Source organism: Streptomyces sp. HUAS MG56 (assembly GCF_058673395.1).
Genome location: NZ_CM178722.1, coordinates 1,157,582 through 1,172,708 on the forward strand (window position 1 = coordinate 1,157,582; position 15,127 = coordinate 1,172,708).

Annotated in this window: 15 protein-coding genes; 6 read left to right on the top strand and 9 right to left on the bottom strand. The window is 71.5% G+C overall.

Annotated features, from left to right (window positions below; translation table 11 throughout):
* Nucleotides 1-247: 247 nt before the first annotated feature.
* Together AC4OXY_RS05905 and AC4OXY_RS05910 are read right to left on the bottom strand one after the other, a co-directional pair.
* Entirely contained in the window at nucleotides 248-904 is a 657-nt protein-coding gene (locus AC4OXY_RS05905) for a vitamin K epoxide reductase family protein (protein ID WP_491993346.1), read from the bottom strand.
* Nucleotides 901-1,491 (bottom strand): hypothetical protein, encoded by a 591-nt coding sequence (locus AC4OXY_RS05910; RefSeq protein WP_491993347.1) that lies wholly within the window; start codon nucleotides 1,489-1,491, stop codon nucleotides 901-903. The genes AC4OXY_RS05905 and AC4OXY_RS05910 overlap by 4 nt, the downstream gene beginning before the upstream one ends.
* Before the next feature lie 392 nt (nucleotides 1,492-1,883).
* On the opposite strand from AC4OXY_RS05910, the gene AC4OXY_RS05915 reads away from it, so the two are divergent.
* The gene (locus tag AC4OXY_RS05915; RefSeq protein ID WP_491993348.1) at nucleotides 1,884-2,117 is read left to right on the top strand and encodes a hypothetical protein; all 234 of its coding nucleotides are present in this window, start codon (nucleotides 1,884-1,886) and stop codon (nucleotides 2,115-2,117) included.
* A gap of 451 nt (nucleotides 2,118-2,568) precedes the next feature.
* On the opposite strand, the gene AC4OXY_RS05920 is transcribed toward AC4OXY_RS05915, so the two are convergent.
* Nucleotides 2,569-3,540 carry an SDR family NAD(P)-dependent oxidoreductase gene (locus AC4OXY_RS05920; protein ID WP_491993349.1) on the bottom strand — a complete coding sequence of 324 codons (972 nt, stop codon included), beginning with the start codon at nucleotides 3,538-3,540 and terminating at the stop codon, nucleotides 2,569-2,571.
* 55 nt (nucleotides 3,541-3,595) lie between these two features.
* On the opposite strand from AC4OXY_RS05920, the gene AC4OXY_RS05925 reads away from it, so the two are divergent.
* A complete protein-coding gene (locus AC4OXY_RS05925; RefSeq protein WP_491993350.1) occupies nucleotides 3,596-4,018 on the top strand; it encodes a MerR family transcriptional regulator in 423 nt (140 codons plus the stop codon).
* A gap of 165 nt (nucleotides 4,019-4,183) precedes the next feature.
* On the opposite strand, the gene AC4OXY_RS05930 is transcribed toward AC4OXY_RS05925, so the two are convergent.
* From AC4OXY_RS05930 to AC4OXY_RS05940, 3 genes are read right to left on the bottom strand one after another with little or no spacing between them, the layout of a single operon-like run.
* On the bottom strand, nucleotides 4,184-5,242 hold the full coding sequence (locus AC4OXY_RS05930; RefSeq protein ID WP_491993351.1) for an ABC transporter ATP-binding protein: 1,059 nt from the start codon (nucleotides 5,240-5,242) through the stop codon (nucleotides 4,184-4,186).
* Between the two features lies 1 nt (nucleotide 5,243).
* Complete coding sequence (locus AC4OXY_RS05935) at nucleotides 5,244-6,767, bottom strand: ABC transporter permease (protein WP_356039485.1); 1,524 nt, start codon at nucleotides 6,765-6,767, stop codon at nucleotides 5,244-5,246.
* 14 nt (nucleotides 6,768-6,781) lie between these two features.
* Nucleotides 6,782-7,855: an extracellular solute-binding protein gene (locus AC4OXY_RS05940; RefSeq protein ID WP_356039487.1), complete on the bottom strand. Its 1,074-nt coding sequence runs from the start codon at nucleotides 7,853-7,855 to the stop codon at nucleotides 6,782-6,784.
* A gap of 683 nt (nucleotides 7,856-8,538) precedes the next feature.
* On the opposite strand from AC4OXY_RS05940, the gene AC4OXY_RS05945 reads away from it, so the two are divergent.
* Nucleotides 8,539-8,967, top strand: a complete 429-nt coding sequence (locus AC4OXY_RS05945) for a hypothetical protein (RefSeq protein WP_362817154.1) — start codon at nucleotides 8,539-8,541, stop codon at nucleotides 8,965-8,967.
* A 114-nt stretch (nucleotides 8,968-9,081) separates the two neighbouring features.
* Entirely contained in the window at nucleotides 9,082-9,735 is a 654-nt protein-coding gene (locus tag AC4OXY_RS05950) for a thioredoxin-like domain-containing protein (protein ID WP_491993352.1), read from the top strand.
* Nucleotides 9,736-10,104: 369 nt separating this feature from the next.
* Here AC4OXY_RS05950 and AC4OXY_RS05955 read toward each other — a convergent pair whose 3' ends face one another.
* Nucleotides 10,105-10,536 (bottom strand): (2Fe-2S) ferredoxin domain-containing protein, encoded by a 432-nt coding sequence (locus tag AC4OXY_RS05955; protein ID WP_491994796.1) that lies wholly within the window; start codon nucleotides 10,534-10,536, stop codon nucleotides 10,105-10,107.
* The gene (locus AC4OXY_RS05960; protein WP_491993353.1) at nucleotides 10,503-12,476 is read right to left on the bottom strand and encodes a heavy metal translocating P-type ATPase; all 1,974 of its coding nucleotides are present in this window, start codon (nucleotides 12,474-12,476) and stop codon (nucleotides 10,503-10,505) included. The genes AC4OXY_RS05955 and AC4OXY_RS05960 overlap by 34 nt, the downstream gene beginning before the upstream one ends.
* 115 nt (nucleotides 12,477-12,591) lie before the next feature.
* Here AC4OXY_RS05960 and AC4OXY_RS05965 point away from each other — a divergent pair, with 115 nt between their 5' ends.
* Nucleotides 12,592-12,996, top strand: coding sequence for an ArsR/SmtB family transcription factor (locus AC4OXY_RS05965; protein ID WP_376292478.1), 405 nt, complete (start codon nucleotides 12,592-12,594; stop codon nucleotides 12,994-12,996).
* A gap of 229 nt (nucleotides 12,997-13,225) precedes the next feature.
* Here AC4OXY_RS05965 and AC4OXY_RS05970 read toward each other — a convergent pair whose 3' ends face one another.
* Nucleotides 13,226-13,585, bottom strand: coding sequence for an ArsR/SmtB family transcription factor (locus AC4OXY_RS05970; RefSeq protein ID WP_356038394.1), 360 nt, complete (start codon nucleotides 13,583-13,585; stop codon nucleotides 13,226-13,228).
* Between the two features lie 159 nt (nucleotides 13,586-13,744).
* On the opposite strand from AC4OXY_RS05970, the gene AC4OXY_RS05975 reads away from it, so the two are divergent.
* Nucleotides 13,745-15,124 carry an MFS transporter gene (locus AC4OXY_RS05975; protein WP_491993354.1) on the top strand — a complete coding sequence of 460 codons (1,380 nt, stop codon included), beginning with the start codon at nucleotides 13,745-13,747 and terminating at the stop codon, nucleotides 15,122-15,124.
* Nucleotides 15,125-15,127: the final 3 nt, after the last annotated feature.

Below are 15,127 nucleotides of genomic sequence, written 5' to 3' on the forward strand. Positions count from 1 at the left end.
GCACTGGGGCCTTGGCCCGCGAGTCGCGCCGCCCGGCGGTGCATATCTGATCGTGTGCAAGATCCGTTCACGTACGGCCTCGTGCCCGCCGCCCCGGACACCGAGGAGACCGACGCCCCCCGAGTCCGCTGCCGGTCGGCATCGCCACCCGGCAGGCGAAGGACCGGGTGGTGTGCCTGCGCGCCGAGCGCATGAACTTCTCTGCTCGCACTGCCCGTTGAAACCGGCCGAACGGCGACGGACATGCTCAGAGCAGCGTCTGCCAGTAGTTCCACCAGCGGGTGACGATCAGCATCGCGATGGCCAGGTACCAGGTGACCGGCACCACCCAGTGGAACTCCAGCACCCCAGCCACCACGGCGCGCGGTGCGCGGATGATCCCGTGCCGGAGGTTGTGCGCGGTGGTGTACCAGAACATCGCGATCGTGGTCGCCCACGCCAAGCAGCACCACAGACACAGCGCCCCGATCTCGTACAGCGCCTGCGTCATCAGCCACATGCAGAAAGCCGCACCGAGCAACGTGCCCGCGTTCAGCCCGAGCCAGAACCAGCGCCGGAAACGGGCGCCGGCGAGCAGCGCGAATCCGACGGCGACCACCACCGGGTAAGTGAGCAGTCCGAGCATCGGGTTGGGGAATCCGAACACGGACGCCTGGGCGCTCTTCATGACGTTCGTGCAGGAGAGCACCGGGCTGAGGTTGCACGAGGGCGAGAAGTGCGGGTCCTTCAGGAGCCGGAACTTGTCGAGGGTGATCACGAAGGAGGCGAGGATGCCAAGCGCCCCGGATACGATCAGCAGCCAGGCGAGGACGCGCGAGGCGTTGGTGGCGCCGTCCGGTGTGAGCTCTCCTCGTCGTCCGTATTTCCTGGTCAGACGGTGTGCGGTAGGGGTGGTGCCGGTCATCGAGGTTGATCCGCCTTGCCGGTGGTCGCAGTGGGCGCCAGGCCCATGGTGGTCGAGAGGTGGCTGCTGCCGCGTGAACGGCGTCCGGCGTCCCGCGCCGGTCCGCCCGGTATCGCCTCGCGAGCGGCCCCCTCCGGCCACACGACCTCCACCGGAATGCCGCGGGCCCGGGCGTAGGCCACCAGGTGCGCGGTGGCGTCACGGCCGTTGGAGGGCGAGCCGTCCCGCACGGCCAGCAACTGCCGGCATTCGGCGATCATCCGCTCGTCCGCTCCCATGCACGCGTCCCGGTCGGCCAGGTCGTACGCCACCAGACGCACCTGCCCGGCGAGCGACACCAGCTCCCCCACCGCCACCCGGTCCCGCTCCGGCAGCAACACGGGCACCATCCCCTGCGTGGGGATCACCACGACCAGCTCCCGCCCCGCCGCCCGCACCGCCCGCGCGAACGCCACCGGCACACCGGACCCCGCCCGCACCAGCCCTGCCCTCTGTGCGGGGAACCGCTCCAGTGCCGCCCGCAGTTCGGCCTCCGTCAGCTCCAGCGTGCCCGACGTCAGGTCGCCGTGCCCCACCGCCGCGATCATCTCCGCGCCCGCCTCCCCCGCCGTACGGCGTTCTCTCTTCCGTCCTCGCGATACGCGGCACCACAGGCGGGACCGCGGGATCAGTGAAGTCAGTACGTGCAGCGGTCGACAAGGGCCGAACGGCCCTTGAACACCATGTTTCGAGTCGCTTTCCATGGATGCCGTCAGACCTGACAGTGGCCCAGGCCTCAGGCCCGGTGCGGCGAACAGGTACCGCCGTACACGAAGGACACGCCCTCGATGGCATCTCGGTCCCGTCTTTCCACCACCGGGCGGACCGCGATCGGCACCACTCCGCGCTCCCTGTCGACCGTGCTGTGAGGGACGAGGCCGCCCGCCGTTTCGCCAAGGCCCGCGGACACCGAACCGAGGCTCCGTGTCTGCTCGGCAGCGTGCCTATGGGGCGGATCATCTTCACCCGGCACGCGCTGCCCTCCGCCCGACCGGTCAACCATGTCCTCGACGGCATCGACCGTGCCAGCCGCACCAGCTGGAACGTCGTGACCACCGGCCACTGCCGCCTCGTCACCGACCCCGGCCAGGTGGCCCGCTGCCAGGAACGGGTCAGCCGGTCCGCCTCATCGCGTGCCCGGCCGCCCGCTCCACTGTGCGGCCGGCCGTTGTAGTGGATGTTCCAGACCGCACCAGGAACCGCAGGCACCGCTCGACCTTTCCGTTGTGGCGAGGTGTGCAGGGCTTGGTCTTCTGGTGCCGAGTTTGGCCTCCGATGGTGTCGGAGAAGTCGCATGAGCAGCAGCAGGCGCCGTTGTCGGTGACGACGCGGTGGAGGTGGATGACGAAGTCACCGCTTCAGGATGCGGTGAAGCCCGGCGTGTTGCCGATGCCCGTGTCCGCTAGGCGCCGGGGGGGCGATGCAGTCGGTCGTGCCGCACAGACGACGGTACGTCGGGCGCCGCCAGGCCCCTGACGTCAGCTGAAGGCGATAGGTGTAGCTCGGGCTCGCACGAGGCCAGTCGGGCAGCGGGCACCACCCTGTTCCAGGCGACGCCCGTCCCAGCGGCCCGTACCGCCCTGAGCGCCGCAGCGGAAGACAGCGCGGCGATGCAGGGCGCGGGTTCATCGGAGGATCGGGGTGGCGCCGGTCGCGGCGACGGACAGGTCCCAGAGCCGGGCGGCCTCGTCGGGGTCGACGGCGTACGCGCGGACGCCGCCGCCGTCCATGGGCTGGTCGGGAGCGGAGACGCGGGCGACGTCGCAGTCCTCCAGATAGAGCCCGCCGCGGCTGTCGAGGAGCAGGGATGTGGCGGCCCACAGGCCGGTGGCGGCGCCCTGGGAGGGGGTCTTGAAGTCGGCGCCGATCACGTTGCCGTGCTCGTCCACCCAGCCGCGGTCGATCTGTTCCTGAAGAGACATCTGGCGCTGGAGACCAGTGATGATCTTGCCTGGGTGGAGTGCGAACGCGCGGACGCCGTCGCCCCGCCCGAGGGTGTCGAGGTGCACGGCGAACAACGCGTTCGCGGTGTTGGACTGGCCGTAGGCCAGCCACTTGTCGTAGCCGGTGCGGAAGTGCGGGTCGTGCCGGCGGATGGCGCTCAGGGTGTGTCCGGCGGAGCTGTTGACGACGACGCGTGCGCCGCCTGCGGCGGCCAGGAGCGGGTAGAGCTCGCAGGCGAGCGTGAAGTGCCCGAAGTGGTTGGCGGTGAGCTGGCCTTCCCAGCCGGGCCCGACGCGCTGCTCCGGGGTGGCCATGACGCCCGCGACGGCCATCAGGAGGTCGAGTTGGTCGAGGCAGCCGCTGATGTGCGCGGCGGCCGAGCGGACGCTGCCGAGGTCGGCCAGGTCCATGGGGATGACCTCGCAGTCCCTCGCCTCCTGAAGGGCGGCACGGGCGATGTGGGGGCGGCGGGCCGGAACGATGACCCGGGCTCCGGCGGCCGTCAGAGCCCGGGTGGTCTCCAGGCCGAGCCCGGCGTAGCCCCCGGTCACCACAGCGGTCATGCCGGAAAGGTCGCGGCCGGCCATGATGTCCTCGGCGGGGGTGGCAGCGGAGAAAGGCGAGCCGAGCGGCTGCTGATCAGTGATGGTCATGACCCCGACGCTACGATCTAGAGCAAGGTCTAGATCAAGTCCTGGAGTGAGCGGTATGACGACCACCGAAGCCGCCTCGCAGCCGCTGAGCATCGGCGAGGTGGCCGAACGAACCGGACTGAGCGTGCACGCCCTGCGCTTCTACGAGCGCGAGGGTCTGCTGGTCGGGCCGGTCCGGCGTACGTCGGGCGGCAGGCGGCGCTACACATCCTTCGATGTCGACTGGCTGCTGGTCTGCGTCAAGCTCCGCGAATCCGGTATGCCCCTCGCCGACCTCAAGCACTTCGCCGAACTGGTACGGGAAGGTCCGGGCAACGAGGCAGAACGCTTGCGGCTGCTCGACGCCCATCGACAGCGCGTCGACGCACAGATCCAGGCGCTGGAGGAGTGCCGATCCGTCATCGCCTGGAAAGTCGACGTCTACGCCGAGCATCTCGCCCGCGGCAAGGCCGCCGGGCTCTGGGACCCGACAGCCTGAGGCGAAGCCTGCACAGCCGCGTCGCGTGCGCTGGCGTCGGCGCGACAAGCCATGGCTCGGCAGCTTCAAGCGTCTGCCGTACCAAAGGCGTCAACGGCGTCCCGCCCCACCGCAGCCGTGCGCCTCCACCAGGCGGTACCTCCGGCACGAGCCTGTGGGCACCGTCTACGCCAATCGCTCTTCGACACGGAGGGGGTGGGCGGGGCCTTGCGCACAGACGTGGACCTGGCTGCCGACTGCCGGTGGCAGGGCGTCCGTGTAGAGGACGAGGCGTTCGGGCAGGCCCCGGCCGGAGTTCGGGGCGAGTTCGACGCGGTGGTCGTGGCCCCGGAACAGGCAGGCGGCGACTCGGGCCCGGACGGTGTGCGGGCCGGGTTCGGAAGTCATCCGGAGTTGGTGGGGGCGGAGCATGACGACACCGTCTCCCCGCTCGGTGTCGATGGTGAGGGACAGCGGGCCGAACTCGGTGGTGGCGTATCCGTCAGCGGGTTTGGCGGGCAGCAGGTTGGCCTCGCCCAGGGCTCGGGCGATGTCCGCGTCGGCCGGGTGGTGGTAGAGGGTGTGGGGGGTGTCGGCCTGCACGATGCGGCCGTCGCGCATCACGGCGATGGTGTCGGCGAAGGCGAGTGCCTCGTCCACGTCGTGGGTGACCAGGATCGCGGTGGCGCCCGCGCGCCGTAGGGTGGCGGCGACCTCCGTGCGCAGTTCGGTACGCAGTGCGGCGTCCAGCGCGGCGAACGGTTCGTCGAGCAGGAGTAGTTGGGGCGCGGGGGCGAGCGCGCGGGCGAGGGCGACGCGTTGCTGCTGGCCGCCGGAGAGCTGGTGCGGGTGGCGGTCGGCGAGGCCGTCCAGCCCGACGAGGTCGAGCATGTCCCCCACCCGCTCGCGGCGGCCCGCGCGGGGAAGGCCGAAGCCGATGTTGGCGGCGACGGTCAGGTGCGGGAAGAGCGCCCCGTCCTGCGGCACGTACCCGATGCGTCGGCGCTCGGCGGGGACCCTGGTGCGGCCGTCGTCCAGGACGCGGCCATGCAGGGTGACCGTGCCCCGGGTCGCGGGATGGAAGCCGGCGACGATGCGGAGCAAGGTGCTCTTGCCGCAGCCGGAGGGGCCGAGGACACAGGCGAGGGCTCCGTCCTCGACGGTGAGGTCGAGTCCCGTGAGCACCGGGCTGCGGCTGTGTGCCGCCTCCAGGTTTTCGATCAAGAGGCCCGGCTGGCCGGTCATCTCAGTTCTCCTCAGGGGCGGTTGAGGGCGTGCGGAAGGTGCGGCGGGTCAGGATCAGGACTGCGGGCACGGACAGCGCGACCATCACCGCGGCGTACGGCGCCGCCGCCCCGTAGGAGAGGCCGGTGGTGTAGATCCAGAACTGGGTGGCGAGGGTCTCGGTGCCGGTGGGGCGCAGCAGCAGTGTGGCGGTGAGTTCGGTGCTCGCGGTGAGGGTGACCATCGCGAAGGCCGCGCCGAGTCCGGGCAGGATCAGCGGGAGGGTGATCCTGCCCAGGACGAGGATCCTGCGGACGCCCAGTGAGCGGGCGACGTCCTCCACTCCGTGCGGCACATGGGCCAGGGAGGCCCGCACGGAGGTCAGGGCGAGCGGGAAGAACAGCACCACATACCCGGCTACCAGCAACGACGGCTGCTGGTAGAGGGGTTGGGCGTAGCGGATCGCGAAGTACACCACCGACAGGGCGACGGCGATGCCGGGCAGTGCCCTGGTCAGATAGGCGGCGCGCTCCACGGTACGGGCCAGGCGGGTGGGGCGGCGCCAGGAGTAGAGCGCCACCGGCACCGCTGCGGCCGTGGCGACAGCAGCCGCCGTCAGGGAGTACCCCAGCGTCGTCACGGTCTCGGTGACGATGGAGGCGGACGGCAGGGTGGTGGAACTGCCGCGCAGCAGCCAGTGGACGAGCGCGAAGACCGGCACGCCGAGCGTCACCCCCACCACCGCGGCCAACGCGCCTGTGGCGACCGGCTTCCACCGGCCCAGGGGCACGGGGGCGCAGTCCCGTCCGGTGGCGCCCTCGCGCACCACCCGGCCGCGCCGCGCGGCGCGCGCGTCGAGAGCGACCAGGAGGAGGGCGAGGCCGACCAGGGCGAGCGTGAGCAGGCTGGCGGAGGCCATGTCGAAGCTGGTCTGGTACTCGTTGTAGATCGCGGTGGCGAACGTGGTGTAGCGCAGCATCGCGAACGCCCCGTACTCGCCCAGGAGATAGAGGGAGACGAGCAGCGCACCGCCCGCCAGGGCGGGGCGGGTGAGCGGCAGTGTGACCCGCCACAGGGTCGCGAGCCGGCCGCGCCCCAGGCTGCGCGCAACCTCCTCGGCGGAGGCGTCGGCGTGCCGCAGCGTGGCGGCCACCGGCAGGAACACCAGCGGATACAGCGAGGACGTCATCACCAGCACCGCACCCCAGTACCCCTGCACCTGCGGGAACAGCGAGACCCACGAGTAACCGTGGACGAACTCCGGCACGGCGAGTGGCATCGCCAGCGCCACGCTCCACGCCCGGCGTCCGGGCAGGTCGGTGCGTTCCACCAGGTAGGCGGCGGCGAAGCCGAGCACGAGCGCGCCTGCGGTGACGACCGTCGTGAGGGCGACGGTGTGCCACAGCAGCGTGCCCACCACGGGCCGGACCAGCAGGCGGTGCGCGGTGTCCCCGCCGGCCTGCGCGGCCTGGAGCCCGACGAACACCAGCGGTGAGGCGACCAGCAGCGCGACCAGGCCCGCCACCAGCGGCAGCGGACCCGGCATCGTACGAAGAGCCCTCACAGCAGGCCGACGGACTGCAGGAGTTCCAGGGCGTCCTTGCCGTCGCCGAGGTCAGCGGCCCGGGTGACCGGTCCGGAGGCCGTCAGCGCCCGGCTCACCTTGGTGTTCTTCACCCCTGCGGCGAGCGGGTACTCGTAGCTCTCGGAGGTGGCGATGATCTGCTGGGCGGGCTTGCTGGTCAAGTAGGCGAGGAACGCCTGGGCGGCGGCCTGGTGCTTGCCGTGGGAGAGGACGGCCGCGCCGGAGACGTCGACCAGCGCGCCGGGGTCGCCCTGCTTGAAGTAGCCCAGTGCGCTGTGGACGTGGGTGGCGCCGAGTTCGTCGCGCAGCCGGTACCAGTAGTAGTGGTCGATGACGCCGCCCTCGACCTCGCCCCGGTTCACGGCGGCGACCAGGTCCTCGTTGCTGCCGTAGACCTTGCTGTTGGCCTTCAGCCCCTCCAGCCAGCTCTTCGCGCCGGCCTCGCCCGCTGTCCTGATCATCCTGGTGACGATAGGAGTGAAGTCCGTCTCGCTCGGCGCGATGCCGAGCTTCCCCTTCCAGGCGGGGCCCGCCAAGTCCTTGACTCCGACGGGCACTTGGGCAGCCTTGACCTTGCTGGTGTCGTAGACGAACGCGGCCTCGCGGGCGGAGACGCCCACCCAGTCGCCCTGGGCCGAGCTGTCGGCCGACGGCACCGCCGCGAGGCCGGCGGCGTCCGCCTTCGCCAGCAGGCCCTTGTTCTCCAGGGTGGTGAGCGCGGGCGGGTTCTCCGCGAAGAACACGTCCGCCGGGGATGCCGGTCCCTCGGTGAGGATCTGGTTGGCCAACTCGGCCTCGTCACCGGAGCGGACGTTGGCCCTGATGCCGGTCCGCGCCTGGAAGTCCTTCACCAGCGCACTGACCGTCTGCTCGTGCTGACCGCTGTAGACGGTGATCGTCTGCCCCTTCAGCGAACCACCCGACGACGACGTGGCCGAGCTTCCCGAATCGTTCGAACCGCTGCACCCCGCCAGCGCCAGGACCGACAGCGACACTGCCGTCGCCAGCACGGCGGACCGGCACGCGGACCGCAGGACGACACGAGACATGGGACCTCCGAAGCAAGACACGGACGGGCCGCCGACGCCGCCCCCACGGCACACACCCGCCATCAACAAAGCAAGGCTCACCGTACTTAGGTAAGCCTTGCCTGAAAACACATGCACCGAGCACCGACCAGTAGCTATCCAGCCACCCTCACGCCCTTAAATGCCTTGCTGTGTCACGATTTGACGGCGCGTTTTTGACCATCACATAGCTTGTTCATAGAGACCCCATGGCAGCCTCATCACCACCGCCCACGCGAACGGTTACCGAAGCGTGACAGCGAGTGGGTCTCTGTGGAGGTTGCAGTGGATGATCGGCGCTCCGGCAGCCGCCGTGCGGGCCGACGACCCGGCCACCCGCTCCAGCTCCAGCTCCGTTGTCGGCGAGCCCACTGCCTCGGCCACCACCACCTCGCAGGCCAGCGGCCCCGGCCCTACCCACCCGCGTCGTGCAGATCGTCACCGTCGTACGACAGCACAGCGGTGGGCAGTCCGCTATGGCTGCCCAGGCGCCAACTCCCGTGCCGACGGAGGGGATCGGAAGCTGCTGGAGTGGGCCCGGTACCGGATCGCCGAAGAAGAAGTGCGGCGGGCGGCCCGGTCACGAACGGTTCCCCTCGGGCATCAGCACGCAATGCCGGAACCCGCCCGGAAGGGTGTTCACGGAACCGCTTAGCATCGTCACGATGAGCGGTCGCCCCCAGTGCAGGCCCCGCAGCGCGTGGCGGAGCACGCCGGCTGCGGCGCTGTGCCCTGCCCTGGCCGTGCTGCTCATGGCGCTGGTGATGTGCCTGGGCTCAGTGGCGCGTTCTGCCGGCGACCATGCCCCCGCGCACATGACCGCGATGTCTGCCGTCCGGACGTCGCCGGAGGGCCCGGCCGAGCACCACGCGCTGCGCGTGACGCACCCGGGCCACTGCCCGACCGGTGACATGTGCTGCGCTCAGGACACTCAAGCCGCCCGCGCGGTGCTCCCCGCGACAGCGCAGCCGGTACCGGCGGTCCTGCCGCGCAACCCGAGTCTCCCCGGCCCGGCCACCCTCGCCTGCGCCCTCGGCCTCACGCCCACGCGCGGCGCCCCGGATCTCCACGTCCTCCAGGTGCAACGGACATAGACGACGCCACCGTGCCGGCCGCTGACGCATGCGGCCGCCGGCGTCCGTCCATCTCCCTCCTGCACCCACCACCGCCCGACGACACCACGCGGCGGGGACGAGGAACACACAGTCATGAGCAAGAACAGCAAGAAGCAGGCTGCCGACCGCAAGGCCCGCGTCGAGGCGATGCGCCGCGCCGAGAAGTCCCGCGAGCGCCGCAATCGCATCATCACCGTCACGATCAGCACGGTCATCGTCGCCGGGGTGATCGGCTGGGGCACGTACGCCATCAACAACGCCAACCAGAAGAAGGAGCAGAAGGCCGTCACAGCCGCGAAGCCGATATCCGGCGAGAAGACCTGGGACGCCGGCAAGCTGGGCCGCAACCACGTCCAGGGCAAGGTCGCCTACCCCATGAACCCGCCCGTCGGCGGTGACCACAACCCGGTGTGGATGACCTGCAACGGCAACGTCTACACGAAGGCCGTCCCGAACGAGAACGCCGTCCACTCCCTCGAACACGGTGCGGTCTGGGTGACGTACAACGGCAAGGCCACGCAGGCGGACGTCAAGACCCTCGCCGACCGGATCACCAAAACCCCGTACACGCTCATGAGCCCGGACAGCACTCAGTCCGGGACGATCACGCTGTCGGCCTGGGGCCACCAGCTCAGCGTCAACACAGCCGCCGACCCGAGGGTCGACCAGTTCCTCACCAAGTACGTCCAAGGCCCGCAGACCCCCGAGCCGGGCGCGGCCTGCACGGGCGGACTCACCGCCTCGTGACACCGTCGTGAGCTCGGGCTCGGCGGCGCGCAGTCCGCTTCGGCGGCCGCTCAGCCAGCGGTCGGCGATCCGTACCGACTGGTCCGGAGTGGCTGCCGCGCTACCGGGTCGCGTGCCGGCAGGCTTCATGCCGTAGGCGGTGTTCCACAACCTGGCTGGTCCGAACTCGAACTCCAGCCGGACCAGGCCGCTGCCCGGGTACCCGTTGCTGAACGTGGTTCTGTCCGGCCTTCTGGATCGCGCACTTGGTGGGAGGACTGCCGCCGGGCAAGGACCACGTCCACCAAGTGGTCTTCATCGTCCTGCCGTTGGCCGGGCTGCTGATGCCCGTCCGTGTCTTCTTGTCACCTGGGCCGCTGGCGGGTCGGGTCAGCCCTCGACGGCCCGGCGGATGCGGCGGGAGGGGGTGAACTCGTACAGGTCGAGCACGCCGGGCGGGTCGGCAAGGCCGGGGCCGCCGGCGGCGATCCATGCGGCGATGTCGTCGGCGGCGTCGGTGTCGTTGACGAGGCCCAGCCACACCGGCCGACCGCCGGCGGCCCGGCCTGTGGCGGAGGGCTGGACGACGATGACGTTGCCGTGTTCGCAGGCGTCAAGACAGCTGGTCACTCTCACCTGGGCGCTGTCGGGGAGCGCCTGTCGCAACTGGGCGAGCTGACCGGCGTGGTCCAGGCCGGGGATCTTCGCGGTGCCGCAGCAGCAGCCCCGGCACACGGTGACCGTGCAGCGGGCCGCGCCCGCCGTGGTGGGGCCGGTCGTACGGCGGCTCACCGGCCGGTCCCGTTGCGGGCGCGGCGCCAGGCTCCGTCGGCCAGCAGGCGCAGGCCGTTCAGGCCGACGATGACGGTGGAGCCCTCGTGCCCGGCGACACCGAGCGGCAGCGGCAGGGTGCCGGCCAGGTCCCAGACGACCAGGCCGGTGATGAACACACCGGCGATCACCAGGTTCTGCACCACCAGGCGGCGGGCCCGGCGGGAGAGCGCGATCACGGTGGGGATGGTCGCCAGCTCGTCGCGGACGACGACCGCGTCGGCGGTCTCCAGGGCGAGGTCGGATCCGGCCCGGCCCATCGCGATGCCGGTGTGCGCGGCGGCGAGCGCGGGGGCGTCGTTGACGCCGTCACCGACCACCATGACCTTCAGGCCCGCCTGCTCCATCTCCTGCACGGCGGTGACCTTGTCCTGCGGAAGCAGTCCCGCGCGGACGTCGGTGATGCCGGCCTCGGCGGCGAGCCGGGCCGCCGCACGCGGGTTGTCACCAGTGACGAGCAGCGGGGCGGTGCCGGTCAGCTCGCCCAGCGCGGCGACGGTGCCCGCGGCCTCCTCGCGCAGCCGGTCGGCGATGCCCAGCACGCCCACCGGGGTGCCGTCGGCCGTGACCAGCACGGCGGTGCGGCCCTCCTCCTCCAGGCCGGCCACGACCGCGACGGCAGGGTGCGTGCCGCCGTCCAGGAGCCGGGCCGGGCTGCCGACCGCGATCTTCCGGCCCGCGACGGTCGCGGTGACGCCCGTACCCGGCGCGGAGGCGAAGCCCTCCACCACGGGAATGTCCAGCTCGCGGCTGCGGGCGGCGTCCACGATCGCGCGGGCCAGCGGGTGCTCGCTGGGGTGCTCGGCCGCCGCCGCCAGCCGCAGCAGCTCGTCCTCGCCCGGACCGGAGCCGGTCAGCGGGCGGATGTCGGTGACCCGCGGGGTGCCCTCGGTCAGCGTGCCGGTCTTGTCCAGGGCGACCGCGTCCACTTGACCGAGACGTTCCATGACCACGGCCGACTTCACCAGCACGCCGTGGCGGCCCGCGTTGGCGATCGCGGACAGCAGCGGCGGCATGGTGGCCAGCACCACCGCGCACGGCGAGGCGACGATCATGAACGTCATCGCCCGCAGCAGCGTCGACTGCAACGCCGCGCCGAAGAGCAGGGGCAGGACGAACAGCGCGACGGTGGCGGCGACCATCCCGATCGAGTACCGCTGCTCGACCTCCTCGATGAACAGCTGGGTGGGGGCCTTGGTCTCGGAGGCTTCCTCGACCATCGCCACGATGCGGGCGATCACCGAATCGGCAGGGTCGCGCTCGACCTTCACCCGCAGTGCCCCGGTGCCGTTCAGAGTGCCGGCGAACACCTCGTCCCCGGCCTCCTTCGCCACCGGCAGCGGCTCGCCGGTGATGGTCGCCTGATCGACTTCGCCGGCCCCGTCCAGTACGCGGCCGTCGGCGCCGATCCGCTCGCCGGGCCGCACCAGGACCGTGTCCCCCACGCGCAGCTGCTCGGTGGGCACCGTCTCCTCCCCGCCGTCGTCCGTCAGTCGGGTGGCCGTCGCGGGGGCCAGGTCGAGCAGACCGCGCACGGAGTCGGCGGTACGGGCGGTGGCGACGGCTTCCAGCGCGCCGGAGGTGGCGAAGATGACGATCAGCAGCGCGCCGTCCAGGACCTGTCCGATCGCCGCCGCCCCGAGCGCGGCGACGACCATGAGCAGATCCACGTCCAGGGTCTTCTCGCGCAGTGCCTGGAGTCCGGCCCAGCCCGGCTCCCAGCCGCCGGTCACATAGACGGCGGCGAACAGCGGGCCCGACGCCCAGGCCGGCGCCCCGGCCAGGTACAGCGGCAGCGCGAGCAGGAACAGCACCAGCGCGGCCGCGGCCCAGCGGGCCTCGGGCAGGGCGAGGATCCGGGTGCGGCGGCGGGGCGCCACCGCGTCACGGGCGACGCCGGGCGGCGCCGGGCGGGTGAGCGTGGATGACATCGACGTGGGGTCCTTCATCAGTAGCGGGGCGGAGCGCTGTCCGATTCCACCACCGTAGCAGGAACGAATGAAGAGACATTCATGTGTTCATGGAAGGTGCCGCTACCATGGGCCCATGGGTCATGGAGCCGCACCGTCAGCAGAAGGCGTTCCGCGCCAGCGCCTGGACGCCGCCAGCGCCGCCAAGGTCGCCACCACCCTCCAGGCGCTGGCGACCCCCTCACGGCTGCTCATCCTCGCCCGCCTGCGCGAGGGCCCCCTGCCCGCGACCGAACTGGCCGCCGAGGTCGGCATGGAGCAGTCCGCCTGCTCGCACCAGCTGCGCCTGCTGCGCAACCTCGGCCTGGTGGTCGGCACCCGCAAGGGCCGCTCCGTGGTCTACTCCCTCTACGACAACCACGTCGCGGAACTCCTCGACCAGGCCGTCTACCACATTGAGCACCTCCGCCTGGGCATGAGCGACGCCGCCGGCGCCGTCACCGAGCCGAGGCGGGAAGAAGCGGCCGTGCCGAGCCTCTGACCGGCTCGGTCGACGGGCCGCCGTAAGCCGCACGTTGACCGGGAGCGCCCATCCGGCGGATGAAGCCTGGAGGAGTACGGCGGGGGCAACACGGCGAGCCTCGCGGCCGACAACACCGCCGCCTTCAACTGCCGCCGTGCGAACCAGATCAACACCCCGGCCCTCGAAGGCGACTGAGCCTGGCAGACCTTCACCACCGAAGGGTGGATCCGGCAGGACGGCTGCCCGGTCAGTCGTGCGGGGCCGTCCCGCTGACCCGGTGGTCCGCGTGGCTGAGTGCCTCCATGACCAGGCGCCGCAGATGTCCGTCGCGGAGGCTGTAGTGGATGTGCCGGCCCTCGCGCCGCGTCTCCACCAGTCCGGCCAGCCGGAGCTTCGCCAGGTGCTGGCTGACCGCCGTCCGGGACGCGTCACACCGCTCGGCGAGCGAACCGACGTCCGCCTCCTCCTGTGCGAGCAGCCACAGCAGATGCAGCCGGGTCGAGTCCGAGAGCAGGGCGAAGACCTCGGTCGCCTCGGCCAGCCGGGCGCTGTCCGGAGCACGCAGATGCGTCGAGGGTGCAGTTGGGACAGCGTCGCGTTGGGGCATGAGGCCAGCCTAGAGCCAGCCGGCGACGGAGCGGATACGGGCAGGGAACGGTGACATCCAGCTGTCATGTGCGCAGATGCGCACATGACAGCTACACTCGATGCCGAGCCGATCGGCATGCCGTCGTGCTGTCGACCCGTCACGCCCGGGAGCCGCCCCATGCTCGCCGTCCTGCGCAACCGCACCTACCGCCACCTCTTCGCCGCCCAGGTCATCGCCCTCGTCGGCACCGGCCTGGCCACGGTGGCCCTCGGGCTGCTCGCGTACGACATCGCGGGGGCCGACGCCGGTTCGGTGCTCGGCACCGCGCTCGCGATCAAAATGGTGGCCTACGTCCTGATCGCCCCGGCGATCGGCGCGGTCGCCGACCGGATCCCGCGCCGGGCGGTCATGGTCACCGCCGACCTGACCAGGGCCGCGGTCGCGCTCTTCCTGCCGTTCGTGGGCCAGGTCTGGCAGGTCTACGTCCTCGTCTTCCTGCTCCAGTCCGCCTCGGCCGCCTTCACCCCGACCTTCCAGGGCATCATCCCGGACGTCCTGCCGGACGAGCGTGACTACACGCAGGCCCTGTCGATGTCACGGCTCGCCTACGACCTGGAGAGCCTGTTCTCCCCCGCGCTGGCGGCGGCCCTGCTGTCCGTGATCACCTACAACTGGCTGTTCACCGGCACCATGCTGGGCTTCCTCGCCTCGGCCGCGCTCGTGGTCTCGGCGGTCCTGCCCAAGCCCTCGACCACGTCGGCCACGTCCGCGCCGCGCGCCGGCGGCGCGTACGCGAAGGCCACCGCGGGCAGCCGCCTCTTCTTCACCCTCCCGCAACTGCGCGCCCTGCTCGCCCTGAATCTCGCGGTCGCCGCCGCGAGTGCGATGGTGACCGTCAACTCCGTCGTCTACGTCCGCGACTTCCTGGGCCTGCCGGCGGGAATGGTGGCCCTCGCGCTCGGCGCGTACGGCGGCGGCTCGATGATCGTGGCCCTCCTCCTGCCGCGCGTGCTGGAGAAGGTTTCCGACCGGACGGTGATGCTGCGCGGCGCCCTGCTGCTCGGCGTGGTCTTCGCCGGGCTCGGCGCGATCACGGCCGCGCACGGCGGGAGTTGGCGCTGGCCCGCGCTGCTGGTGGTGTGGGCGGCCTTCGGTGCCGCCTGCTCGATGGTGCTGACCCCCACCGGGCGGCTGATCCGCAACGCGGCGTCGGCCGAGGAGCGTACGGCGGCCTTCGCCGCGCAGTTCTCGCTGTCGCACAGTTGCTGGCTGCTGACGTACCCGCTGGCAGGGTGGGTGGGGGCGGAGGCCGGACTGGAGTCGGCCGTGGGCGCGCTGGGCGTGATCGCGCTGGCCGCCTCCCTGCTGGCCCTGCGGCTGTGGAGGTCGCCGTCGGCACAGTCGCGGTCGCAGCGGGAGACGGTGGTCGTCGTCGAGCACGACCACGCCGGCCTCGACGGCGACCACCCACACCTCGCCGGTGCCACACGGGTCGGAACCGGCTGGCGGCACAGCCACCACTACCGGCCCGACCCGCTGCACGCGGCCCACCCCTGACCG

Excerpts from the sequence above, each read along its gene's own strand:
- AC4OXY_RS05930 (WP_491993351.1), bottom strand. The coding sequence starts at position 5,242 with ATGACCGGCCAGCCGGGCCTCTTGATCGAAAACCTGGAGGCGGCACAC.
- AC4OXY_RS05935 (WP_356039485.1), bottom strand. The coding sequence starts at position 6,767 with ATGCCGGGTCCGCTGCCGCTGGTGGCGGGCCTGGTCGCGCTGCTGGTC.
- AC4OXY_RS05975 (WP_491993354.1), top strand. The coding sequence starts at position 13,745 with ATGCTCGCCGTCCTGCGCAACCGCACCTACCGCCACCTCTTCGCCGCC.
- AC4OXY_RS05905 (WP_491993346.1), bottom strand. The coding sequence starts at position 904 with ATGACCGGCACCACCCCTACCGCACACCGTCTGACCAGGAAATACGGA.
- AC4OXY_RS05925 (WP_491993350.1), top strand. The coding sequence starts at position 3,596 with ATGACGACCACCGAAGCCGCCTCGCAGCCGCTGAGCATCGGCGAGGTG.
- AC4OXY_RS05950 (WP_491993352.1), top strand. The coding sequence starts at position 9,082 with ATGAGCAAGAACAGCAAGAAGCAGGCTGCCGACCGCAAGGCCCGCGTC.
- AC4OXY_RS05945 (WP_362817154.1), top strand. The coding sequence starts at position 8,539 with ATGAGCGGTCGCCCCCAGTGCAGGCCCCGCAGCGCGTGGCGGAGCACG.
- AC4OXY_RS05965 (WP_376292478.1), top strand. The coding sequence starts at position 12,592 with ATGGGTCATGGAGCCGCACCGTCAGCAGAAGGCGTTCCGCGCCAGCGC.
- AC4OXY_RS05910 (WP_491993347.1), bottom strand. The coding sequence starts at position 1,491 with ATGATCGCGGCGGTGGGGCACGGCGACCTGACGTCGGGCACGCTGGAG.
- AC4OXY_RS05940 (WP_356039487.1), bottom strand. The coding sequence starts at position 7,855 with ATGTCTCGTGTCGTCCTGCGGTCCGCGTGCCGGTCCGCCGTGCTGGCG.
- AC4OXY_RS05920 (WP_491993349.1), bottom strand. The coding sequence starts at position 3,540 with ATGACCATCACTGATCAGCAGCCGCTCGGCTCGCCTTTCTCCGCTGCC.
- AC4OXY_RS05960 (WP_491993353.1), bottom strand. The coding sequence starts at position 12,476 with ATGTCATCCACGCTCACCCGCCCGGCGCCGCCCGGCGTCGCCCGTGAC.
- AC4OXY_RS05970 (WP_356038394.1), bottom strand. The coding sequence starts at position 13,585 with ATGCCCCAACGCGACGCTGTCCCAACTGCACCCTCGACGCATCTGCGT.